Source organism: Streptomyces sp. NBC_00316, assembly GCF_036158715.1.
GTDB lineage: Bacteria > Actinomycetota > Actinomycetes > Streptomycetales > Streptomycetaceae > Streptomyces.
Genome location: NZ_CP108023.1, coordinates 7,064,884 through 7,083,979 on the forward strand (window position 1 = coordinate 7,064,884; position 19,096 = coordinate 7,083,979).

The 19,096-nt window shown below is 69.9% G+C and carries 18 protein-coding genes and 1 pseudogene; 17 read left to right on the forward strand and 2 right to left on the reverse strand.

Features of this window, described 5'->3' with window-relative positions; genetic code table 11:
• Positions 1-169: 169 nt before the first annotated feature.
• The 5 genes and pseudogenes from dop (at position 170) to prcA (ending at position 3,984) form a co-directional block, all read left to right on the forward strand.
• Entirely contained in the window at positions 170-1,681 is a 1,512-nt protein-coding gene (gene dop / locus OG878_RS31385) for a depupylase/deamidase Dop (RefSeq protein WP_356122202.1), read from the forward strand.
• Between the two features lie 120 nt (positions 1,682-1,801).
• A complete protein-coding gene (locus tag OG878_RS31390) occupies positions 1,802-2,020 on the forward strand; it encodes a ubiquitin-like protein Pup (RefSeq protein WP_037701567.1) in 219 nt (72 codons plus the stop codon).
• A 91-nt stretch (positions 2,021-2,111) separates the two neighbouring features.
• Positions 2,112-2,309, forward strand: a pseudogene (locus tag OG878_RS31395) (endonuclease domain-containing protein); the annotation flags it as partial.
• Positions 2,261-3,106 (forward strand): proteasome subunit beta, encoded by an 846-nt coding sequence (gene prcB / locus OG878_RS31400; protein ID WP_328889899.1) that lies wholly within the window; start codon positions 2,261-2,263, stop codon positions 3,104-3,106. The pseudogene OG878_RS31395 and the gene prcB, both read left to right, overlap by 49 nt.
• A gap of 59 nt (positions 3,107-3,165) precedes the next feature.
• The gene (prcA, locus tag OG878_RS31405) at positions 3,166-3,984 is read left to right on the forward strand and encodes a proteasome subunit alpha (protein WP_328889900.1); all 819 of its coding nucleotides are present in this window, start codon (positions 3,166-3,168) and stop codon (positions 3,982-3,984) included.
• 55 nt (positions 3,985-4,039) lie between these two features.
• On the opposite strand, the gene OG878_RS31410 is transcribed toward prcA, so the two are convergent.
• Positions 4,040-5,071, reverse strand: a complete 1,032-nt coding sequence (locus OG878_RS31410) for a LacI family DNA-binding transcriptional regulator (RefSeq protein WP_328889901.1) — start codon at positions 5,069-5,071, stop codon at positions 4,040-4,042.
• A 141-nt stretch (positions 5,072-5,212) separates the two neighbouring features.
• On the opposite strand from OG878_RS31410, the gene OG878_RS31415 reads away from it, so the two are divergent.
• From OG878_RS31415 to OG878_RS31470, 12 genes are all read left to right on the forward strand, one after another.
• Positions 5,213-6,472: an MFS transporter gene (locus OG878_RS31415; RefSeq protein WP_328889902.1), complete on the forward strand. Its 1,260-nt coding sequence runs from the start codon at positions 5,213-5,215 to the stop codon at positions 6,470-6,472.
• A 9-nt stretch (positions 6,473-6,481) separates the two neighbouring features.
• Complete coding sequence (gene pafA / locus OG878_RS31420) at positions 6,482-7,843, forward strand: Pup--protein ligase (RefSeq protein ID WP_328889903.1); 1,362 nt, start codon at positions 6,482-6,484, stop codon at positions 7,841-7,843.
• Between the two features lie 126 nt (positions 7,844-7,969).
• Complete coding sequence (locus tag OG878_RS31425) at positions 7,970-8,914, forward strand: FKBP-type peptidyl-prolyl cis-trans isomerase (protein WP_328889904.1); 945 nt, start codon at positions 7,970-7,972, stop codon at positions 8,912-8,914.
• A 43-nt stretch (positions 8,915-8,957) separates the two neighbouring features.
• Positions 8,958-9,329 carry an FKBP-type peptidyl-prolyl cis-trans isomerase gene (locus OG878_RS31430; RefSeq protein WP_277325255.1) on the forward strand — a complete coding sequence of 124 codons (372 nt, stop codon included), beginning with the start codon at positions 8,958-8,960 and terminating at the stop codon, positions 9,327-9,329.
• A gap of 137 nt (positions 9,330-9,466) precedes the next feature.
• Positions 9,467-10,420, forward strand: coding sequence for a helix-turn-helix transcriptional regulator (locus OG878_RS31435; RefSeq protein WP_277325254.1), 954 nt, complete (start codon positions 9,467-9,469; stop codon positions 10,418-10,420).
• 15 nt (positions 10,421-10,435) lie between these two features.
• Positions 10,436-11,392, forward strand: a complete 957-nt coding sequence (locus OG878_RS31440; RefSeq protein ID WP_328889905.1) for a helix-turn-helix transcriptional regulator — start codon at positions 10,436-10,438, stop codon at positions 11,390-11,392.
• 18 nt (positions 11,393-11,410) lie between these two features.
• Positions 11,411-11,680 carry a hypothetical protein gene (locus OG878_RS31445; RefSeq protein WP_328889906.1) on the forward strand — a complete coding sequence of 90 codons (270 nt, stop codon included), beginning with the start codon at positions 11,411-11,413 and terminating at the stop codon, positions 11,678-11,680.
• 42 nt (positions 11,681-11,722) lie between these two features.
• Positions 11,723-11,920: a hypothetical protein gene (locus OG878_RS31450; RefSeq protein WP_266745226.1), complete on the forward strand. Its 198-nt coding sequence runs from the start codon at positions 11,723-11,725 to the stop codon at positions 11,918-11,920.
• Between the two features lie 240 nt (positions 11,921-12,160).
• Complete coding sequence (tatA, locus tag OG878_RS31455) at positions 12,161-12,451, forward strand: Sec-independent protein translocase subunit TatA (RefSeq protein ID WP_277325251.1); 291 nt, start codon at positions 12,161-12,163, stop codon at positions 12,449-12,451.
• A gap of 63 nt (positions 12,452-12,514) precedes the next feature.
• Entirely contained in the window at positions 12,515-13,465 is a 951-nt protein-coding gene (tatC, locus tag OG878_RS31460; RefSeq protein ID WP_328889907.1) for a twin-arginine translocase subunit TatC, read from the forward strand.
• A gap of 18 nt (positions 13,466-13,483) precedes the next feature.
• Positions 13,484-14,374, forward strand: coding sequence for a diacylglycerol kinase (locus OG878_RS31465; protein WP_328889908.1), 891 nt, complete (start codon positions 13,484-13,486; stop codon positions 14,372-14,374).
• 50 nt (positions 14,375-14,424) lie between these two features.
• Positions 14,425-17,268, forward strand: coding sequence for a DEAD/DEAH box helicase (locus OG878_RS31470; protein ID WP_328889909.1), 2,844 nt, complete (start codon positions 14,425-14,427; stop codon positions 17,266-17,268).
• Positions 17,269-17,430: 162 nt separating this feature from the next.
• On the opposite strand, the gene atzF is transcribed toward OG878_RS31470, so the two are convergent.
• Positions 17,431-19,092, reverse strand: coding sequence for an allophanate hydrolase (gene atzF / locus OG878_RS31475; RefSeq protein ID WP_328889910.1), 1,662 nt, complete (start codon positions 19,090-19,092; stop codon positions 17,431-17,433).
• Positions 19,093-19,096: the final 4 nt, after the last annotated feature.

The window sequence follows — 19,096 nt, forward strand, 5'->3', positions numbered from 1 at the left end:
ACACCGGAGCAATGACGTAATTGATCTCCCCACCAGCGCAGAGGCGCTCTAGGCTCTTCCGTACCGCCCAGTCGCGCAGTGCGGGGGCGGGCACCGCACACGCACCGGACAAGCAGCGGTACTTGAGCGCCGATCCCGGAAGGGAACGCCGCCGGGCAAGGAGGGCCGCATGACCGTACGGCGAGTAATGGGCATCGAGACGGAGTACGGGATCTCCGTGCCCGGCCACCCCAACGCCAATGCCATGCTCACCTCGTCCCAGATCGTCAACGCCTACGCGGCGGCGATGCACCGGGCGCGACGCGCCCGCTGGGACTTCGAGGAGGAGAATCCGCTGCGAGACGCGCGAGGCTTCGACCTCGCCCGCGAGACCGCCGACGCCAGCCAGCTGACCGACGAGGACATCGGCCTCGCCAACGTCATCCTCACCAATGGTGCCCGGCTCTACGTCGACCATGCGCACCCCGAGTACAGCTCGCCGGAGATCACCAACCCGCGTGACGCCGTCCTCTGGGACAAGGCCGGCGAACGCATCATGGCCGAAGCCGCCGAACGCGCGGCCCAGCTCCCCGGCGCCCAGCCGATCCACCTCTACAAGAACAACACCGACAACAAGGGCGCCTCCTACGGCACGCACGAGAACTACCTGATGAAGCGGGAGACCCCGTTCTCCGACATCGTGCGGCACCTGACCCCGTTCTTCGTGTCCCGCCAGGTCGTCACCGGCGCCGGCCGCGTAGGAATCGGCCAGGACGGCCATGAGCACGGCTTCCAGATCAGCCAGCGCGCGGACTATTTCGAGGTCGAGGTCGGCCTCGAGACCACACTCAAGCGCCCCATCATCAACACCCGCGACGAGCCCCACTCCGACGCCGAGAAGTACCGCCGCCTCCATGTGATCATCGGCGACGCGAACCTGTCGGAGATCTCCACCTATCTGAAGCTCGGCACCACGGCGCTCGTGCTGTCGATGATCGAGGACGGCTTCATCAACGTCGACCTCGCCGTCGACCAGCCGGTGCGCACCCTGCACCACGTCTCCCACGACCCCTCGCTGCAGCACCTGATCACACTCCGCAGCGGCCGGACACTCACCGCGGTGCAGCTCCAGATGGAGTACTTCGAGCTCGGCCGCAAGTACGTCGAGGAGCGGTACGGGGCGGACGCCGACGAGCAGACCAAGGACATCCTGATCCGCTGGGAGGACACCCTCAACCGGCTGGAGAACGATCCGATGAGCCTCTCCGGCGAGCTCGACTGGATCGCCAAGCGGGAGCTCATGGAGGGCTACCGCCGCCGCGACAGCCTGGACTGGGACGCGGCCCGGCTGCACCTGGTGGACCTGCAGTACGCCGACGTGAGGGCCGAGAAGGGCCTCTACAACCGTCTGGCGGCCCGCGGGAAGATGAAGCGCCTGCTGGACGAGAACGAGGTCGAGCAGGCCCGTACGAAGCCCCCGGAGGACACCAGAGCGTACTTCCGAGGCCGCTGTCTCGAACAGTACGCGGACGACGTCGCCGCGGCCTCCTGGGACTCGGTCATCTTCGATCTGCCGGGCCATGACTCGTTGCAGCGGGTACCGACCCTGGAACCCCTGCGCGGGACCCGTAACCACGTCAAGGAGCTCCTGGACCGCTGCCGCACGGCGGAAGAGCTCGTGCGGGTGCTGTCCGGCGGCTGAAACAGGCGCCGACTGGGAATCATCGAGATGGTCCCCGGGCGTTGAGAGAACTACCGGGCCAATGTCGGACCTCGTAGGTAGGGTCTGATCAAGTGCTTCGAACCGAGCGGGGTGAGCTACATGGCGACCAAGGACACCGGCGGCGGACAGCAGAAGGCGACGCGCTCCACCGAGGAGGTCGAGGAGCAGGCGCAGGACGCGCAGGCTGCCGACGACCTCAAGGAGCGACAGGAGAAGCTGAGCGACGATGTCGACTCGGTTCTGGACGAGATCGATGACGTGCTTGAAGAGAACGCGGAGGACTTTGTGCGTTCCTTCGTTCAGAAGGGTGGACAGTAGTCCACCCATGTGAACACGGGGTGCGAGGTGGTGCGCGCGGTACGGGCGAGGGCGGCCCGTACCGCGCGGCCACAACCGGCACCGCGGAGCCCGCGGTTGCCCCGAAGTTCATGTGGATCACGGCTACGGGACGGGTAGGGTCCGTGGCGTACTGTGCTTCAACTGCAATTCGGCCATCGGCACGTTGGGAGATGATCCTGACACCTTGCGCAGGGCCATCGCTTACCTGGAGGGAAACGCGTGGAAGCCAACACTCGTAGCACCGGGCGTCTACCAGCTGCCTTCCTGACGCCGGGATCCTCTTCGTTCATGGACTTCCTGTCCGCGCAGTCGCCCGAGACGCTTCCCGGCAACCGGCACCTGCCGCCCCTGCAGGGAGCCATCGAGGCGCCGCACGGGACGACCATCGTCGCCACGACGTTCCCCGGCGGCGTGGTGCTCGCCGGTGACCGGCGCGCGACCATGGGCAACATGATCGCGCAGCGTGACATCGAGAAGGTCTTCCCGGCCGACGAGTACTCGGCGGTGGGCATCGCGGGCACGGCCGGTCTCGCGGTGGAGATGGTGAAGCTCTTCCAGCTGGAGCTGGAGCACTTCGAGAAGGTCGAGGGCGCCCAGCTCTCCCTGGAGGGCAAGGCGAACCGGCTCTCCACGATGATCCGCAGCAATCTGGCCATGGCCATGCAGGGCCTCGCCGTGGTCCCGATCTTCGCCGGCTTCGACCTCGACCGCGAGAAGGGCCGGATCTTCTCGTACGACGTCACCGGCGGCCGCTCCGAGGAGCTCGGCTACGCGGCCACCGGCTCCGGGTCGATCTTCGCCCGCGGCTCGATGAAGAAGCTCTACCGCGAGGACCTGACGGAGGAGCAGGCGCTCACCCTGGTTGTCCAGGCGTTGTACGACGCCGCGGACGACGACTCGGCGACCGGCGGTCCGGACGTGGCCCGGCGGATCTACCCGATCGTCACCGTCATCACCGACGAGGGCTTCCGGAAGCTCACCGAGACGGAATCCTCGGAGGTCGCCCGGCAGATCCTGGAGCGCCGGATGGAACAGCCCGACGGCCCGCGCGCCGCGCTGCTCTGATCCCGGTTCCCGGGCTTCCTCCGATGTACTCGTCACTGACAGAAAGGGACGGATAGCCGGTGTCGACGCCGTTCTATGTCTCACCTCAGCAAGCCATGGCCGACCGGGCGGAATACGCCCGGAAGGGCATCGCCCGTGGTCGCAGCCTGGTTGTGCTGCAGTACGCCGACGGCATTGTGTTCGTCGGCGAGAACCCGTCCCGTGCGCTGCACAAGTTCAGCGAGATCTACGACCGGATCGGTTTTGCCGCCGCCGGTAAGTACAACGAGTACGAGAATCTGCGCATCGGCGGCGTCCGCTATGCCGACCTGCGCGGATATACCTACGACCGTGACGATGTGACGGCCCGTGGGCTGGCCAACGTCTATGCGCAGACACTGGGCACCATTTTCTCCAGTGCGGCCGAGAAGCCGTACGAGGTGGAACTGGTGGTGGCCGAAGTGGGTGCCAGGCCCGAGGGCGACCAGATCTACCGGCTGCCGCACGACGGCTCGATCGTGGACGAGCACGGTTCCGTCGCGGTCGGCGGCAACGCGGAGCAGATCAGTACGTTCCTGGACCAGCGCCACCGTGACGGGATGACGCTGGCCGAGGCGCTCAAGCTGGCCGTACAGGCGCTGTCCCGTGATCCCAACGGGAGTGAGCGGGAGATCCCCGCCGAGCGTCTCGAGGTGGCGGTCCTGGACCGTACGAGGCCTCAGCAGCGGAAGTTCAAGCGGATCGTCGGCCGGCAGCTCGCGCGGCTGCTGGAGGCCGACGGAGGGGCCACGCCGACGGACGCCCCGTCGGACATCGAGGACGGCGACGGGGGCGACGCCCCCACCGACGTCACGAAGCCCTCCGGGACCGGCGAGTCGCCGGAGTCGTCCGAGGAGTAGCACGTCCGCCTGTCCCTGTGCCCCGGTCCGCCGTCCCCGGTGGGCCGGGGCACGGTCATGACCCGGGCGGCGGGGGTGCGGAGGAGCCGCGCACGACCAGGTGCACGGGCAGGCTGCCGGGTTCGGCCGGGCGGCCGTCCAGGACGGCCAGCAGGGCGTTCATGCCGCGCTCGCCGACCTGTTCCGCGGGGAGCCGCACGGTGGTGAGTTCGGGTTCGACGGCGGTCGCCAGGGCCAGGTCGTCGAAGCCGGTGACGGAGACGTCGTCGGGGACCCGCAGCCCGAGCCGACGGGCCGCCTTGCAGGCGCCGGCGGCCAGGATGTCGTCGTCGCAGATGATCGCGGTCGGCCGGGGTCCGGGAGCGGCCAGCGCGTGCTCCGCGGCCTCCCGGCCGGCCCGCACGTCGAGCGCCGCCCCCACGGTCCGTACGTCGGCGCCGGGCGCCTGCCGCACGGCGTCGCGGACGGCCCGGGCGCGGACGGCGAAGGTCCAGGAGTCGATGGCCGACGCCAGGTGGAGGAAGCGGCGGTGGCCGAGCGTCAGCAGATGCTCCGTCACCTGCCGTATGCCGTCCGCGATGTCGAGGTTGACCCGGGCCGCGACGCCCGGGTCCGCGGGATCGCTGTCCAGCATGACCAGGGGGAGGTCGGCGCCGCGCAGGGCGCCGAGGGCGTCGGCGGCCATCGAGGAGGCGATGACCCCGTCGAGTGCGGCGCGGGCGGAGGCGAAGGGGTCGCGGGCCGGGCCCATGCCCTCGGGGGAGGGGTACAGGACGACCCCGAAGTCGTGCTCGGCGGCGACCGCGGCCGCACCGGTGTAGACGCGGGCGAAGAACTCGCTGGTGAGGGCGGGAACGACCAGCAGCGCCGTCCTCGTGTGCCCCAGGCGGAGGCTGCGGGCGGCGAGGTTCGGCCGGTACCCGAGGTCCTGGGTGGCGCTGCGGACGCGCTCGGCCGTGGCCTCGGAGACCCTGCCGCGCCATTTGCCGCCCAGGACGAGGGAGACGGTCGCCTGCGAGACGCCTGCGGCCCGCGCGACGTCGCGACTGGTGGGCCGGGCCGGGGCGGGCTGGGGTGCGCTGGTCACGCAGACCTCCGGACTGGTCGGGTGGGGCGCTGGTGCGTGCGGCGAGGTGGACTGTGGACTGGGCACATGGTACGTATGAACCTCGACGTTATACGTAAAACCTCGGCGTCGGAACAACGTCCGAGGGAGAAGGAGCGGGACATGGCCGCGGGATTTCTGGACATCCTCCGGGCGAGGCATGCCGCGCGGCTGCTGGTCGGCACGCTGGTGGGCCGGCTGCCGAGCGGCACCGCGCACATCGCGATCGTCCTGTTCACCCGCGCCGAGGGCGGCAGCTACACCCTCGCGGGGGCGCTCGCGGCGGTGTACGGCCTCGCCACGGCGGCGGGGCAGCCGCTGCTGGGCCGGGCCGTGGACCTGTACGGCCAGCCGCGCGTCCAGCTCCCCGCTGCCGTGCTGTCCGCGCTGGGCATGGCCGTGCTGGCCCTGGTGGGCCTCGGATCGCTGCCGCTCGCGTACGGGGCCGTGATCGTCGCCGGAGTCTGCACCCCGCCGCTGGAGGGCGGCCTGCGAGCGCTGTGGCCGACGGTCCTCGGGCGTGAGGACCGGGTGCACCGCGCCTACGCCATGGACGCGGTGGCCCAGGAGGTCATGTTCACGTTGGGGCCGCTGCTGGTGACGGTGCTCGTCGCACTGTGGTCGCCCGCCGCCGCCCTGCTCGTCATCAACGCGATCGGGGTGCTCGGGGCGCTCTCCGTGGTCGTCTCGGAGCCGTCCCGCACCTGGCGTTCGGCGTCTCGCGAGGCGCACTGGCTGGGCGCTCTGCGCTCGCCGGGCCTGCTGGCGCTGCTCGGTTCGTTCTTCTTCGTCGGGCTCGCCCTGGGTTCGATCACGGTCGCGGGTGTCGCGTACGCCGACGACCACGGCCGGGAGTCGGTGTACGGCTGGCTGATGGCCGCGCTCGGACTGGGCGCGCTGATCGGCGGTTCGGTGTACGGGGCGCGGCAGTGGGCCGGGCCGCCGGAGCGCCGGCTGCGGGTCATCGTCGCGCTGCTGGCCCTCGGCTATCTGCCGCTGATGCTGACGCCCGGCGTGGGGGCGATGACGGCGCTGGCCGCGCTGGCCGGGGTGTTCCTGGCACCCGCGATCGCCTGCTCGTTCCTCGTGGTGGACCGTCATGCTCCGCAGGGGACGGTGACGGAGGCGTTCTCCTGGCTCGTGACGACGTTCGGGGTCGGCGCGGCGGCGGGAACCGCCGTGGCGGGCCCCGCCGTGGAGCTGGGCGGGACCGCGTGGAGCTTCGCCGTCGCGGGTGCCGGTGGGGTGGCCGCGCTGCTGGTCCTGCTGGCCACGGGAAAGGTCCTCGCAGCTCCCGGGCGTACGCCAGTTGCTGTGCGGGTATCGGAAAATGATCGAAACGGTGCTATCGAACCCGGTTTCAGCTCGGGCCATCAGGCGTAATGTTCAGTCATGGACCGCCGCATTTTCGGGCTGGAGAACGAGTACGGCGTCACGTGCACGTTCAGGGGACAGCGCCGACTGTCTCCTGACGAAGTGGCGCGCTACCTCTTCCGCCGTGTTGTGTCATGGGGCCGCAGTAGCAACGTCTTTCTGCGGAACGGCGCCCGCCTCTACCTCGACGTGGGATCGCATCCGGAATATGCAACCCCCGAATGCGACAACCTGACCGAGCTGGTCACCCACGACAAGGCAGGCGAGCGCATTCTCGAAGGCCTGCTCGTCGATGCCGAACGCCGCCTGCACGAGGAGGGAATCGCGGGCGACGTCTATCTCTTCAAGAACAACACCGATTCGGCGGGAAACTCCTACGGGTGCCACGAGAACTACCTCGTGGCACGGCACGGAGAATTCTCCCGGCTCGCGGACATCCTCATTCCCTTCCTCGTCACGAGGCAGCTGCTCTGCGGGGCGGGCAAGGTGCTGCAGACCCCGCGTGGCGCGGTCTACTGCGTCAGCCAGCGTGCCGAGCACATCTGGGAGGGCGTCAGCTCCGCGACGACGCGCTCCCGTCCGATCATCAACACGCGCGACGAACCGCACGCCGACGCGGAGCGGTACCGCCGCCTCCACGTCATCGTCGGCGACTCGAACATGTCCGAGACGACGATGCTGCTCAAGGTCGGCGCGACGGATCTGGTGCTCCGCATGATCGAGGCGGGCACGGTGATGCGCGATCTGACGCTGGAGAACCCGATCCGGGCGATCCGCGAGGTCAGCCACGACACCACCGGGCAGCGCAAGGTGCGCCTGGCCAGCGGCCGTGAGGCGTCGGCCATCGAGGTGCAGCGCGAGTACTACGAGAAGGCCGTGGACTTCGTCGACCGCCGGGGCATCCGCACCGGCACCGTCGCCCAGGTCCTGGAGCTGTGGGGCCGTACGCTCGACGCGATCGAGGCCGAGGACCTCGACCGGATCGCCACCGAGATCGACTGGGTGATGAAGTACAAGCTCATCGAGCGGTACCGGGCCAAGCACAACATGACGATGTCGCATCCGCGCGTCGCGCAGATAGACCTCGCCTATCACGACATCCACCGCCGGCGCGGGCTGTACTACCTCCTGGAGCGCAAGGGGCAGGCCGCCCGCATCTGCAACGACCTGAAGATCTTCGAGGGCAAGTCGGTGCCCCCGCAGACCACCCGTGCGCGGCTGCGCGGCGACTTCATCCGAAGGGCGCAGGAGCAGCGGCGGGACTTCACCGTCGACTGGGTCCATCTCAAGCTCAACGACCAGGCGCAGCGCACGGTGTTGTGCAAGGACCCGTTCCGTTCGGTGGACGACCGGGTGGAGAAGCTGATCGCGGGCATGTGAGCCGGCACAGGACGCGCTACGGCACGTGCGCGACTCGGGCCCCGTACGTTCCTCGTGCGGGGCCCTGCGCACGCCCTAGAGTGTCGGGGACTGAACCATCTGTGTCGTCTGAGATCTGAGGAACCAGTGCGCCGACTTGCCGGCCTTCTCGTTGTCCCCCTGCTGCTTTTGACGGCGGCGTGCGGGAGCGACAAGGGCTCCGACTCCGATTCCGCCACCGCTTCGAAGAACGGATTCCCCGCGATCACCGCGGGTGCGAAGTTCGGCGAGAAGCCCACCCTCTCCAAGGGAGAGGGTGATCCGCCCAAGGAGCTGAAGACGACTGTCATCAGCGAGGGGACCGGCGCGAAGCTGAAGAACGGCGACGCGATCCAGGTCAACTATCTCGGGCAGGCGTGGGACTCCACGAAGCCGTTCGACAACAGCTTCGACCGCAAGCAGCCGTTCGATCTGACGCTCGGTGCGGGCATGGTCATCAAGGGCTGGGACCAGGGGCTCGTCGGCCAGAAGGTCGGCAGCCGGGTCGAGCTGGTCATCCCGCCGGACCTCGGTTACGGCGCGCAGGGCCAGGGCGACATCAAGCCGAACGCAACCCTCGTCTTCGTCGTGGACATCCTGAAGGCGACGACGATCCCGGCCTCTGCCGAGGGCACCCCGGTCGCCCAGGACAACACCGGCCTGCCGAAGGTGGGCACCAACACCGACGGCAAGGCACCGACCGTCAAGATCCCCGAGAAGACCGACCCGCCGAAGAAGCTGGTCTCCAACTACATCCTGGAGTCCAAGGGCGAGGTCATCAAGGAGACCGACAGCGTCGTCGTGAACTACGTGGGCCTGCTGTGGAAGGACGGAAAGACGTTCGACAGCACGTACACCACGGGCAAGACCCAGACCTTCCCGCTGGCGCAGGTCACCCTCAAGGGGCTGAAGAACGGTCTGATCGGCAAGAAGATCGGCAGCCGTGTGCTGCTGGTCATCCCGCCGGACCAGGCCTTCGGCGACAAGGCGCAGCAGTCCATCCCCGCCAACTCCACCCTGGTGTTCGCGGTGGACCTGCTCGCAAAGATGTAAGACTGTCCCGGTTGCCCAGTTCATCTTTTTGAGGAGCAGTTCAGTGAGCATCGAGAAGCCCGAGATCGACTTCCCGGGTGGCGAGCCGCCGGTCGACCTGGAGATCAAGGACATCTGGGAGGGCGACGGCGAGGTCGCCAAGGCCGGCGACATGGTCAAGGTCCACTACGTGGGCGTGGCCTTCTCCACCGGCGAGGAGTTCGACGCTTCGTGGAACCGCGGCACCCCGCTGCAGTTCCAGCTCGGTGTCGGTCAGGTCATCTCCGGCTGGGACCAGGGCGTGCAGGGCATGAAGGTCGGTGGCCGTCGTCAGCTGACCATCCCCGCGCACCTCGCCTACGGTGACCGCGGCGCCGGCGGCCGGATCGCCCCCGGCGAGACGCTGATCTTCGTCTGCGACCTGGTCGCCGTCTGATCCGTCCCCGGACGCATCACGAGGGCCTGTGCTGAACTGCACGGGCCCTCGTTCCGTAAGCACGGGCCCTCGCTTTTGTCCGGGCACCTCGGAGCGGTACGGTCGATCGTCGTAGAGCAAGGAAAGAAGGGGCGTCGATGGCCATTGCCAAGGCCGAGCGGCTGATGAACCTGGCGCTGTGCCTGCTGGGGACCCGGCGCCCGCTCAGCAAGCGCGAGCTGCGCGGTTCCATCGAGGCCTATCTGGAAGCGGCCTCCGACGACGCTTTCAACCGGATGTTCGAGCGCGACAAGGACGATCTGCGCGAGCTCGGTCTGGTCATCGAGACCGTGGACAACCTGGACGGCGACACGGGCTACCTGGCCCGCCGGGACAGCAACCGGCTGCCGCCGATCACGCTGGACGCGGAGGAGGCCGCGGCGCTCGGCCTGGCCGCGAAGGTCTGGCAGCAGGCGCGGCTCGCCGGCGCGGCCAGCGGTGCGCTGCAGAAGCTGCGCGCCGCGGGGATGCCGGAGGCCGAGGACGCGTACGAGGTGCACAGCGCGCTCGAACCGCGCATCCCGGTGCACGAGGCCGCCTTCGAGCCGCTGATGCTGGCGTGCCGGGACCGTCGTCCGGTCACCTTCGACTACCGCAAGGCCAACGCCGCCCGGCCCGAGCAGCGCCAGGTCGAGCCCTGGACGCTGGAGTGCTGGCGCGGGCACTGGTACCTGGCGGGCTTCGACCGCGAACGTGGCGCCGAGCGGGTGTTCCGGCTGTCCCGGATCACCGGCAGGGTCCGCTCACGGGCCGGGGCGTTCACGGCCGAGGTGCCGGATGTGGTGACCGTCCGGGAGACCGTGGAGAGCTGGGCCGGGGAGACGGCGACCCGGACCGCCCGGATCCGGCTGCGGTCCGGGTCCGGTTACCCGCTGCGCTCGCGCGCGATATCGGTGCGGGAACTCGGCGACGGCTGGGACGAGTTGGAGATTCCGTACGGACACGGCCTGGACGCCTGGCTCGTCGAGTTCGGACCGGATGTCGTCGTGGAGGAACCCGCCGATCTGCGGGCCGATGTGGTGGACCGGCTGCGTGCCGTGGCCAAGGACTGAGGAGGGACCGTATTCATGGCGACGAACGCGATCGACCAGACGCGCCGGATGCTGTCCCTGGTGACGTATCTGCGGGAGCGCCCCGGCGCCCATGTGCAGGACGTCGCCCGTGCGTTCGGGATCACCGAGGACGAGCTGATCTCGGACCTCGATGTGCTGCCCATGTGCGGGACGAGCTTCCGCGGCGGCGACCTCCTGGACATCGACACGGACGGCGACCGGATCTGGTGGCACAACCCGGACGACGTGGCCGAGCCCCTGCGGTTCGCGGCGGACGAGTCGACGGCGCTGCTGGTCGCCGCGCGGGCCGTGGCCACGCTGCCGGGGCTGCGGGAGAGCGACCGGCAGGCGCTGCTGAGGGCCACCGCCAAGCTGGAGACGGCGGCCGGTGAAGCGGCGGCGGCGAGCTCCCGGCTCTCGGTGACCTTCGAGTCGGAGGGCGGTGTCTTCGCCGACGTCGACCGGGCGATCTCCGAGCGGCGCAGGCTGTGGCTGCGCTACTACTCGCCCGCGCGCGACGAGCTCACCGAGCGCGAGGTGGACCCGATCCGGCTCTTCGCCGTGGGGCACACGTACATGGAGGCCTGGTGCAGGCTCTCCGAGGACCGGCGTACGTTCCGGCTTGACCGGGTCGCGGAGATCCGGCTGCTGGACGAGCCGTCCGCGCCGCCGGAGCTGGAGCTGCGGGATCTGTCCGAAGGGCTGGTGCAGCCGGCGGCCGAGGACCCCGAGGTCGTGATCGAGGTGGGACCCGGTGGCCGGTGGGTCGCCGAGTACTACCCGCACGACAGCGCGGAGGAACTGGCCGACGGCGGACTGCGGATCACGCTGCGCACGCCCGATCCGGCTTCGTTGCGCAGGCTGGCGCTCCGGCTCGGCGGGGAAGGACGCATCGTCGCCCCGCACGACCTGGCGCGGAGCGCGCAGAGTGCGGCCCGCGCGGCGCTCGCCGCCTACGACGGCCCGGCCTGAGCGGATACCTGAGGAGATATGAGCAGTATGTCTGTGATGTCAGGTATCTCGACGGTCGTGGTGCCCGAGTCCGTCCGGTTCAAGGCCGCCTGCCCGGACTGCCGCGGGCGCTTCGAGCTCGCCGCGGGTGCGCTGCGCCTGGCGATCGGCGGCAGCCGCCGTACGACCTTCTACTCCTTCACCTGTCCCGAGTGCGGGGCTGCTGTCCGCAAGCCGGCCGGGGAGCGGATCATCGAGCTCCTGACCGGAGGCGGGGTGCGGACACTCCGCCTCCACGCCGGGCCGTAGTACTCCGCGCCCGGTCCACCTAGACATACAGAGGCTCTGCGCATGTTCTGGCCCATGCTCGCCATCGCACTGGGATTCCTCGGCATCGCCGTCCTCGGCGTGCTGGCCGTCAAGGTCTTCGTCGAGGCCCAGCGCCTGGGACACCAGGTGACCCGCACCACTCAGCGCATCAACAGGGCCGCCGAGGATCTCGAACGTGCCGCCACCGATCTCGCCGCCACCGGCGAAGCCCTGCGGTAGGGGCCGGTCGGTGGACCGGCTCGGTCCACCGGTCAGACACGGCCTCCAGTTTCCCGGGTTCGGGGGGTACGCTGCTCTGGCGGCCCTGAGAGCGAGGCGTGGGCCGTAATCGCAAGGATGCATGGGTATTGCCCTGCGTTTACTCCTGCGGGATACGATCGCTGACAGTACGAAGATCGGACGTCTGTCCGACGCTCGATCAGCCCCACCCCTGCTGCCTCGGTGAGAAGGTACACGCATATGTTCGGAAGGCTCGGCGCACCCGAGATCATCCTGATCCTCGTCGTCATTGTTCTGCTGTTCGGCGCGAAGAAGCTTCCTGACATGGCTCGCTCGCTCGGCAAGTCGGCCCGCATCCTCAAGAGCGAGGCCAAGGCCATGAAGTCCGAGGGCAACCCGTCGGCCACCCCCGCGGAGCCGGCGAACGACGCCGCCCAGGACCACACGGCCCCGCGCACGATCAAGGCCGCGCCCGGCGATGTGACGAGTTCGCGGCCGGTCGCCGAGCCGACCGACTCGACCAACCGCTGACAACCGGGCCGACGCAGGCACCGTGAAACGGTGACGGCCTGCTGCACGAGATGAGGACGTGGGTTGCTCAAGTCTGCCCGCAAACAGGAGACGGACCCCGAGGGCCGCATGCCCTTGGTGGAGCACCTGCGTGAGCTGCGCAACCGGCTGGCGAAGGCGCTGCTGGCGATCGTCGTCGTCACGATCGTCGCTGCCTTCTTCTACAAGGGGATCATCGAGTTCTTCACCAACCCGGTGCTGAAGGCGGTCGGTTGCGACGCGAGTTTCGCGGAACTCGCCAAGAAGGAGGACGGCACCTGTGCGCGCATCGTCCTGAACGGCCTGCTGACGCCGTTCACCCTTGCGCTCAAGGTCTCCCTGATGGCCGGCGTCGTCCTTTCGTCGCCGATCTGGCTCTACCAGCTGTGGGCGTTCATCGCCCCGGGTCTGCACAAGCACGAGAAGAAGTACTCGCTCGCCTTCGTGGGCGCTGGCTTCCCGCTCTTCCTCGCCGGCGGCTTCTTCGCGTACAAGACGCTGCCTACGATGGCCAAGGTCCTGCTGGACTTCTCGCCGGCCGGCCTGGACAACCAGCTGCCGCTCGACGACCTGCTGGACCTGATCACACGCATGGTGGTGGTCTTCGGGCTCTCGTTCGAACTGCCGCTGCTGCTCGTCATGCTGAACCTCGGCGGGGTCATCACCGGCAAGCGGATGCTCGGCTGGTGGCGCGGAATGATCATGGGTATCACCGTCTTCGCCGCGCTGGCCACACCCAGCACGGATCCGCTCACCATGCTCGCCCTCGCCGGGCCGATCTGGATCCTGTACTTCTGCGCGACGGCGCTCTCGCTCCTCAACGACCGCCGCAAGGCGTTGCGTGAGGCCGAGGGGCCCGATGACGACGAGGCGTCGGAGCTGGACCTCACGCCCGAGGACATCGGTGAGATCGAACCGGTCTCGTCGGTCAGGTCGCTGCCCGCACAGTCGGGTCCGGACCGTGACCGGGTGAACGGTTACGACGACATCACCTGATCTTGTAAGGTCCCCCGGGTGACCAGCGAGATCACCCTCTTCGTCAATCCCACCGCGGGACGCGGCCGGGGCGCGCACGCCGCGCAGCCGGCCGCTTCCGCGTTGCGGGACGCCGGATTCTCCGTACGAACGGTCCTGGGCGAGGACGCCGACGACGCGTTGCGGCGGGCCCGTGAGGCCGTGGCCGGCGGCACCGGGGCACTGATAGCCGTGGGCGGGGACGGCATGATGTCCCTCGCCCTGCAGGCCGTCGCCGGGACCAGGACTCCGCTCGGCGTGATCGCCGTCGGCACCGGAAACGACTTCGCCCGTGCTCTCGGCCTGCCGATACGGGAGCCCGCCGCCGCGGGACGGCTCGCCGCCGAGGCGCTCAAGAGCGGGGCGATCAGGACCATCGACCTCGGCCGGGCCGGCGACCGGTGGTTCGGGACCGTGCTCGCCTCCGGCTTCGACTCCCGGGTCAACGACCGGGGCAACCGGATGCGCTGGGTCGGCGGCCGGTTCAAGTACGACCTCGCGATCCTTGCCGAACTCGCCGCGTTCAAGGCGATCCCGTACCGCATCAGGCTGGACGGCGGACCGGTCCAGGAGATCGAGGCGACGCTCATCGCCGTCGGCAACGGCTCCACCTACGGCGGCGGGATGCGGATCTGTGCGGACGCCGTCATGGACGACGGGCTCTTCGACGTGACGGTCGTCGGGGACTGCAGCCGGACGACGCTGCTCAAGGTGTTCCCCCGGGTCTACAAGGGAACGCACCTCGACCACCCCGTGGTCACCGTGCACCGGGTCTCGTCGATCGAGTTGGCCGCCGCCTCCGTCACGGCCTACGCGGACGGCGAACCTCTGGGCGCGCTGCCGCTCACCGCGACGTGCGTGCCGGGCGCTGTCAGGGTTCTTGCACAGTGAAATAAAGATCGCGCTGACTGTCAGGGGTGACGGGTAGGCTCGTAAGCAAGATGACAGAGGACCTCTCACCAGCTGAGCGATACCAGGCCTTCCGGATCCGCGCCGCCGAGCAGGCCACGGCTCTGGCGCCCTTCCGCGAGATGTACGAGTTCGGTCTGGACCCCTTCCAGATCGAGGCCTGCAAGGCCCTGGAAGCGGGTAAGGGGGTGCTGGTCGCGGCCCCCACCGGATCGGGCAAGACGATCGTCGGTGAGTTCGCCGTGCATCTCGCGCTCCGTCAGGGCCGCAAATGCTTCTACACCACGCCGATCAAGGCCCTTTCCAACCAGAAGTACACCGATCTGGTCAAGCGCTACGGCGCGGACAAGGTCGGCCTGCTGACCGGCGACAACAGTGTCAACGGCGACGCCCCGGTGGTCGTCATGACCACCGAAGTGCTGCGGAACATGCTGTACGCAGGCTCGCAGGCGCTCGCCGGCCTCGGCTATGTGGTGATGGACGAGGTGCACTACCTCTCCGACCGCTTCCGCGGCGCGGTGTGGGAAGAGGTGATCATTCATCTGCCGGACTCGGTGACGCTGGTGTCGCTGTCGGCGACCGTGTCCAACGCCGAGGAGTTCGGCGACTGGCTGGACACCGTCCGCGGTGACACCGAAGTGATCGTCGCCGAGAGCCGGCCCGTGCCGCTCTGGCAGCACGTCCTGGCCGGCCGCCGGATGTACGACCTCTTCGAGGAGGAGACCGACCATGGCGGCCGTGGCGCCGGCCGCCGCGAGGTCAACCCCGACCTCGTCCGGCTCGCCCGCATGGAGAATCAGCGCGGGTACAACCCGCGTGAGCGCCGCCGCGGAAAGATGGTGCGCGAGGCGGACCGCGAGCGCGAGCGGCGCCAGCGCAGCCGGATCTGGACGCCGTCCAGGCCCGAGGTCATCGACCGGCTGGACGCGGAAGGGCTTCTGCCCGCGATCACGTTCATCTTCAGCCGGGCCGGCTGCGAGGCTGCCGTGCAGCAGTGTCTGCATGCCGGACTGCGGCTCAACGACGATGCCCGGCGCCGGCGGGTCCGGGAGATCGTCGAGGAGCGGACCGCGTCCATTCCCACCGAGGACCTGCACGTCCTCGGCTACTACGAATGGCTCGAAGGGCTGGAGCGGGGCATCGCCGCGCACCACGCGGGCATGCTGCCGACGTTCAAGGAGGTCGTCGAGGAGCTGTTCGTCCGCGGACTGGTCAAGGCGGTCTTCGCGACGGAGACCCTCGCCCTCGGCATCAACATGCCCGCCCGCTCCGTGGTGTTGGAGAAGCTCGTCAAGTGGAACGGCGAGCAGCACGCCGACATCACCCCCGGCGAGTACACCCAGCTGACCGGCCGCGCCGGGCGGCGCGGGATCGACATCGAGGGCCATGCGGTGGTGCTGTGGCAGCGCGGCATGGACCCGGGCGCGCTGGCCGGACTCGCCGGTACGCGTACCTATCCGCTGCGGTCCAGCTTCCGGCCTTCGTACAACATGGCCGTCAACCTGGTGCAGCAGTTCGGGCGGCACCGGTCGCGCGAGCTGCTGGAGACCTCGTTCGCACAGTTCCAGGCCGACCGGTCGGTCGTCGGGATCTCCCGGCAGGTGCAGAAGAACGAGGAGGGCCTGGAGGGCTACCGGGAGGGCATGACCTGCCACCTCGGTGACTTCGAGGAGTACGCGCGGCTGCGCCGCGAGCTCAAGGACCGGGAGACGGAGCTCGCCAAGCACGGCGCCTCGCAGCGGCGGGCGGCGGCTGCGGCGTCCCTGGAGAAGCTGAAGCCGGGCGATGTCATCCACGTTCCGACCGGGAAGTTCGCCGGGCTGGCGCTCGTGCTGGACCCGGGGCTGCCGGCCGGGCGGGTCAACGGGCACCGGGGGCTCGAGTACTACGACGGGCCGCGGCCGTTGGTGCTGACCGTCGAGCGGCAGGTCAAGCGGCTCGCCTCGATCGACTTTCCCGTGCCGGTCGAAGCGGTCGAGCGGATGCGGGTGCCGAAGTCGTTCAACCCGCGGTCGCCGCAGTCCAGGCGCGACCTGGCGTCGGCGCTGCGGACGAAGGCAGGGCACATCGTGCCCGAACGGCACCGCAGGGGACGGGCCGAGGCCGCGGACGACCAGGTGATCGCCCGCTACCGGGCCGAGTTGCGGGCGCATCCGTGCCACGGGTGCGCCGAGCGCGAGGACCACGCGCGGTGGGCGGAGCGGTACCACCGTCTGCAGCGGGACACGAAGCAGCTGGAGCGGCGGATCGAGGGGCGGACCAACACGATCGCCCGCACGTTCGACCGCATCGTCGCGCTCCTCACCGAACTGGACTATTTGCGGGGCAACGAGGTCACCGACCACGGGCGGCGGCTCGCCCGGCTCTACGGCGAGCTGGACCTGCTGGCGAGCGAGTGCCTGCGGGCCGGCGTCTGGGAGGGGCTGAACCCGGCGGAGCTCGCCGCATGTGTCTCGGCGCTGGTGTACGAGGCGCGGCAGGCGGACGACGCGGTGGCACCGAAGCTGCCGTCCGGGCCGGCCAAGACGGCGATGGGCGAGATGGTCCGCATCTGGGGGCGGTTGGACGCCCTGGAGGAGGACTTCAAGATCAACCAGGCGGAGGGGGTCGGACAGCGGGAGCCCGATCTCGGGTTCGCCTGGGCGGTCTACATGTGGGCGTCGGGGCGGACGCTGGACGAGGTGCTGCGCGAGGCGGACATGCCGGCGGGGGACTTCGTGCGGTGGTGCAAGCAGGTGATCGACGTGCTGGGGCAGATCGCGGCGGCGGCGCCGTCGGCCGGGGCGGCGGACGGGAGCAGTTCCGTGGCCCGGAATGCGCGCAAGGCCGTGGATGCCGTGCTGCGGGGCGTTGTGGCCTACAGCTCGGTGGGGTGACGGGAGCCGGGCGGGGGTGGCGCCTGCGGGAGCCTGTTCTCCTGCCTGCCCTTCCCGGAGACCGGGTGCTGTCCTGGGTCCCGGTCCCCAGGCACCGGACAGGCCGAATGACGCCCTGGAACGCCGGGCGGTCAGGGGGCTGCGGGCCGGGGGAGCGGGAGGTCAGGGGGCGGTGGACCCTGGCCGGGCCAGGTAGGCACGCCAGCTGCCGTACTGCGTGATATCCGTTCCCGCGGCCAGTGCGTACGGCTCGCAGAGGAAGCCGGGGGCCGTGGTGCCGTCGGCCAGGTCCACTCGGCCCAGGGTCATGGGCGACGGGAGCTCCGCCGTGAGGCGCCCCAGTCCCTCGGCGGGCAGCTGCCAGACCTCCACCTCGATCGCGGCGCCGCCCTCGCCCACCCGTTCCAGGCCCGGCTTGGGCGGATCGGTGCGCAGGGCGTGCAGGCGGTAGACCGGGGCCGTCGTCGTCGTGTGGAGCAAACGCGCGCCCAGGGACAGGAGCTGGGGGTTCAGTGGCTGGCCCGTCAGATGGGCGCCCGCGACCGCGAGCCTGGTGGGCGCGGTGAGGAGCGCGGTGATGCGGGCCAGACGTTCGTCCGTGTGAGCCGGGCCGATCAGCATCACGCCGAAGGGACGTCCGGCCGCGTCGCCGGCGGGGGCCGCCACCGCGCACAGGTCGAAGAGGTTCGTGGAGTTGGTGAACCGGCCCAGGCGCGCATTGGCGCCCAGCGGGTCCGCTGCCACCTCCGTGAACGTGGGGTGACCCGGTGCGGTGGGCAGGAGGAGGGCGTCGGCGTCGGAGAGGGCCGCCATGGCGGCTTCGCGCAGGACCGCCAGCCGCTCCCGGTCGGCGAACAGGCGGTGGGCCGGGACGGACCGGGCCGCCGTGATGATCCCGGCGACGGTGGGGTCGAGGTCGTCGGCGGGGGCGGTGTCGATGAAGGCGCCGACCGCCGTGTACCGCTCGGCCACGAACGCTCCCTCGTACAGCATCGCGGCGGCTTCGAGGAACGGGGTCAGGTCCACCGGCTGGAGGTGTGCGCCCGCCGCGCGGAGGCGGTCGGCCGCTGCCTCGTACGCCTGCGCCCAGCCGGGGTCCAGTTCCCCCAGCTGCTCGGTGGCCGGGACCGCGATCCGCCAGGGGCCCGGTGTCCGGGCGGGGACGGGGTGCGGTGCGGCCGTGGCCGTCAGGGCGAGTGCCTGCTCGGCCTCGGGGAGCGTACGCGCGAAGACGGTGACGCAGTCCAGGCTTGCGCAGGCCGGGACCACGCCGTCGGCCGGGACCAGGCCGCGGGTCGGCTTCAGGCCGACGATGCCGTTGAACGCGGCCGGGACCCGGCCGGAGCCCGCCGTGTCCGTACCGAGCGACAGGTCGGCGATGCCGAGGGCCACGGCGACCGCGGAACCGGAGCTGGATCCGCCGCTGATGCGGGACGGATCGTGCGCGCTCCGGACCGCTCCGTACGGGGAGCGGGTACCGACCAGACCCGTGGCGAACTGGTCGAGGTTGGTCGTGCCGATCACCAGGGCGCCGGCCGCGCGCAGGCGGGCCACCGCCGGGGCGTCGGCCGTCGGCTTGTACGCGTACGAGGGGCAGCCCGCAGTGGTGGGGAGGCCGGCGACATCGATGTTGCCCTTGACGGCCAGCAAGCGGCCGGCGAGGGGCAGGTGTTCACCTGCGGCCACGCGGGCGTCGAGGGTTCGGGCCTCGGCCTCCACCTCGGGAAGGGGGCGCAGGTCGATCCAGATCTCGGGGCGGTCGACGGCCTCGATCCGGGCATGGGCGGCGCGGACACGGGCCAGGACGGATGCGGGCGTGGTCATGTGT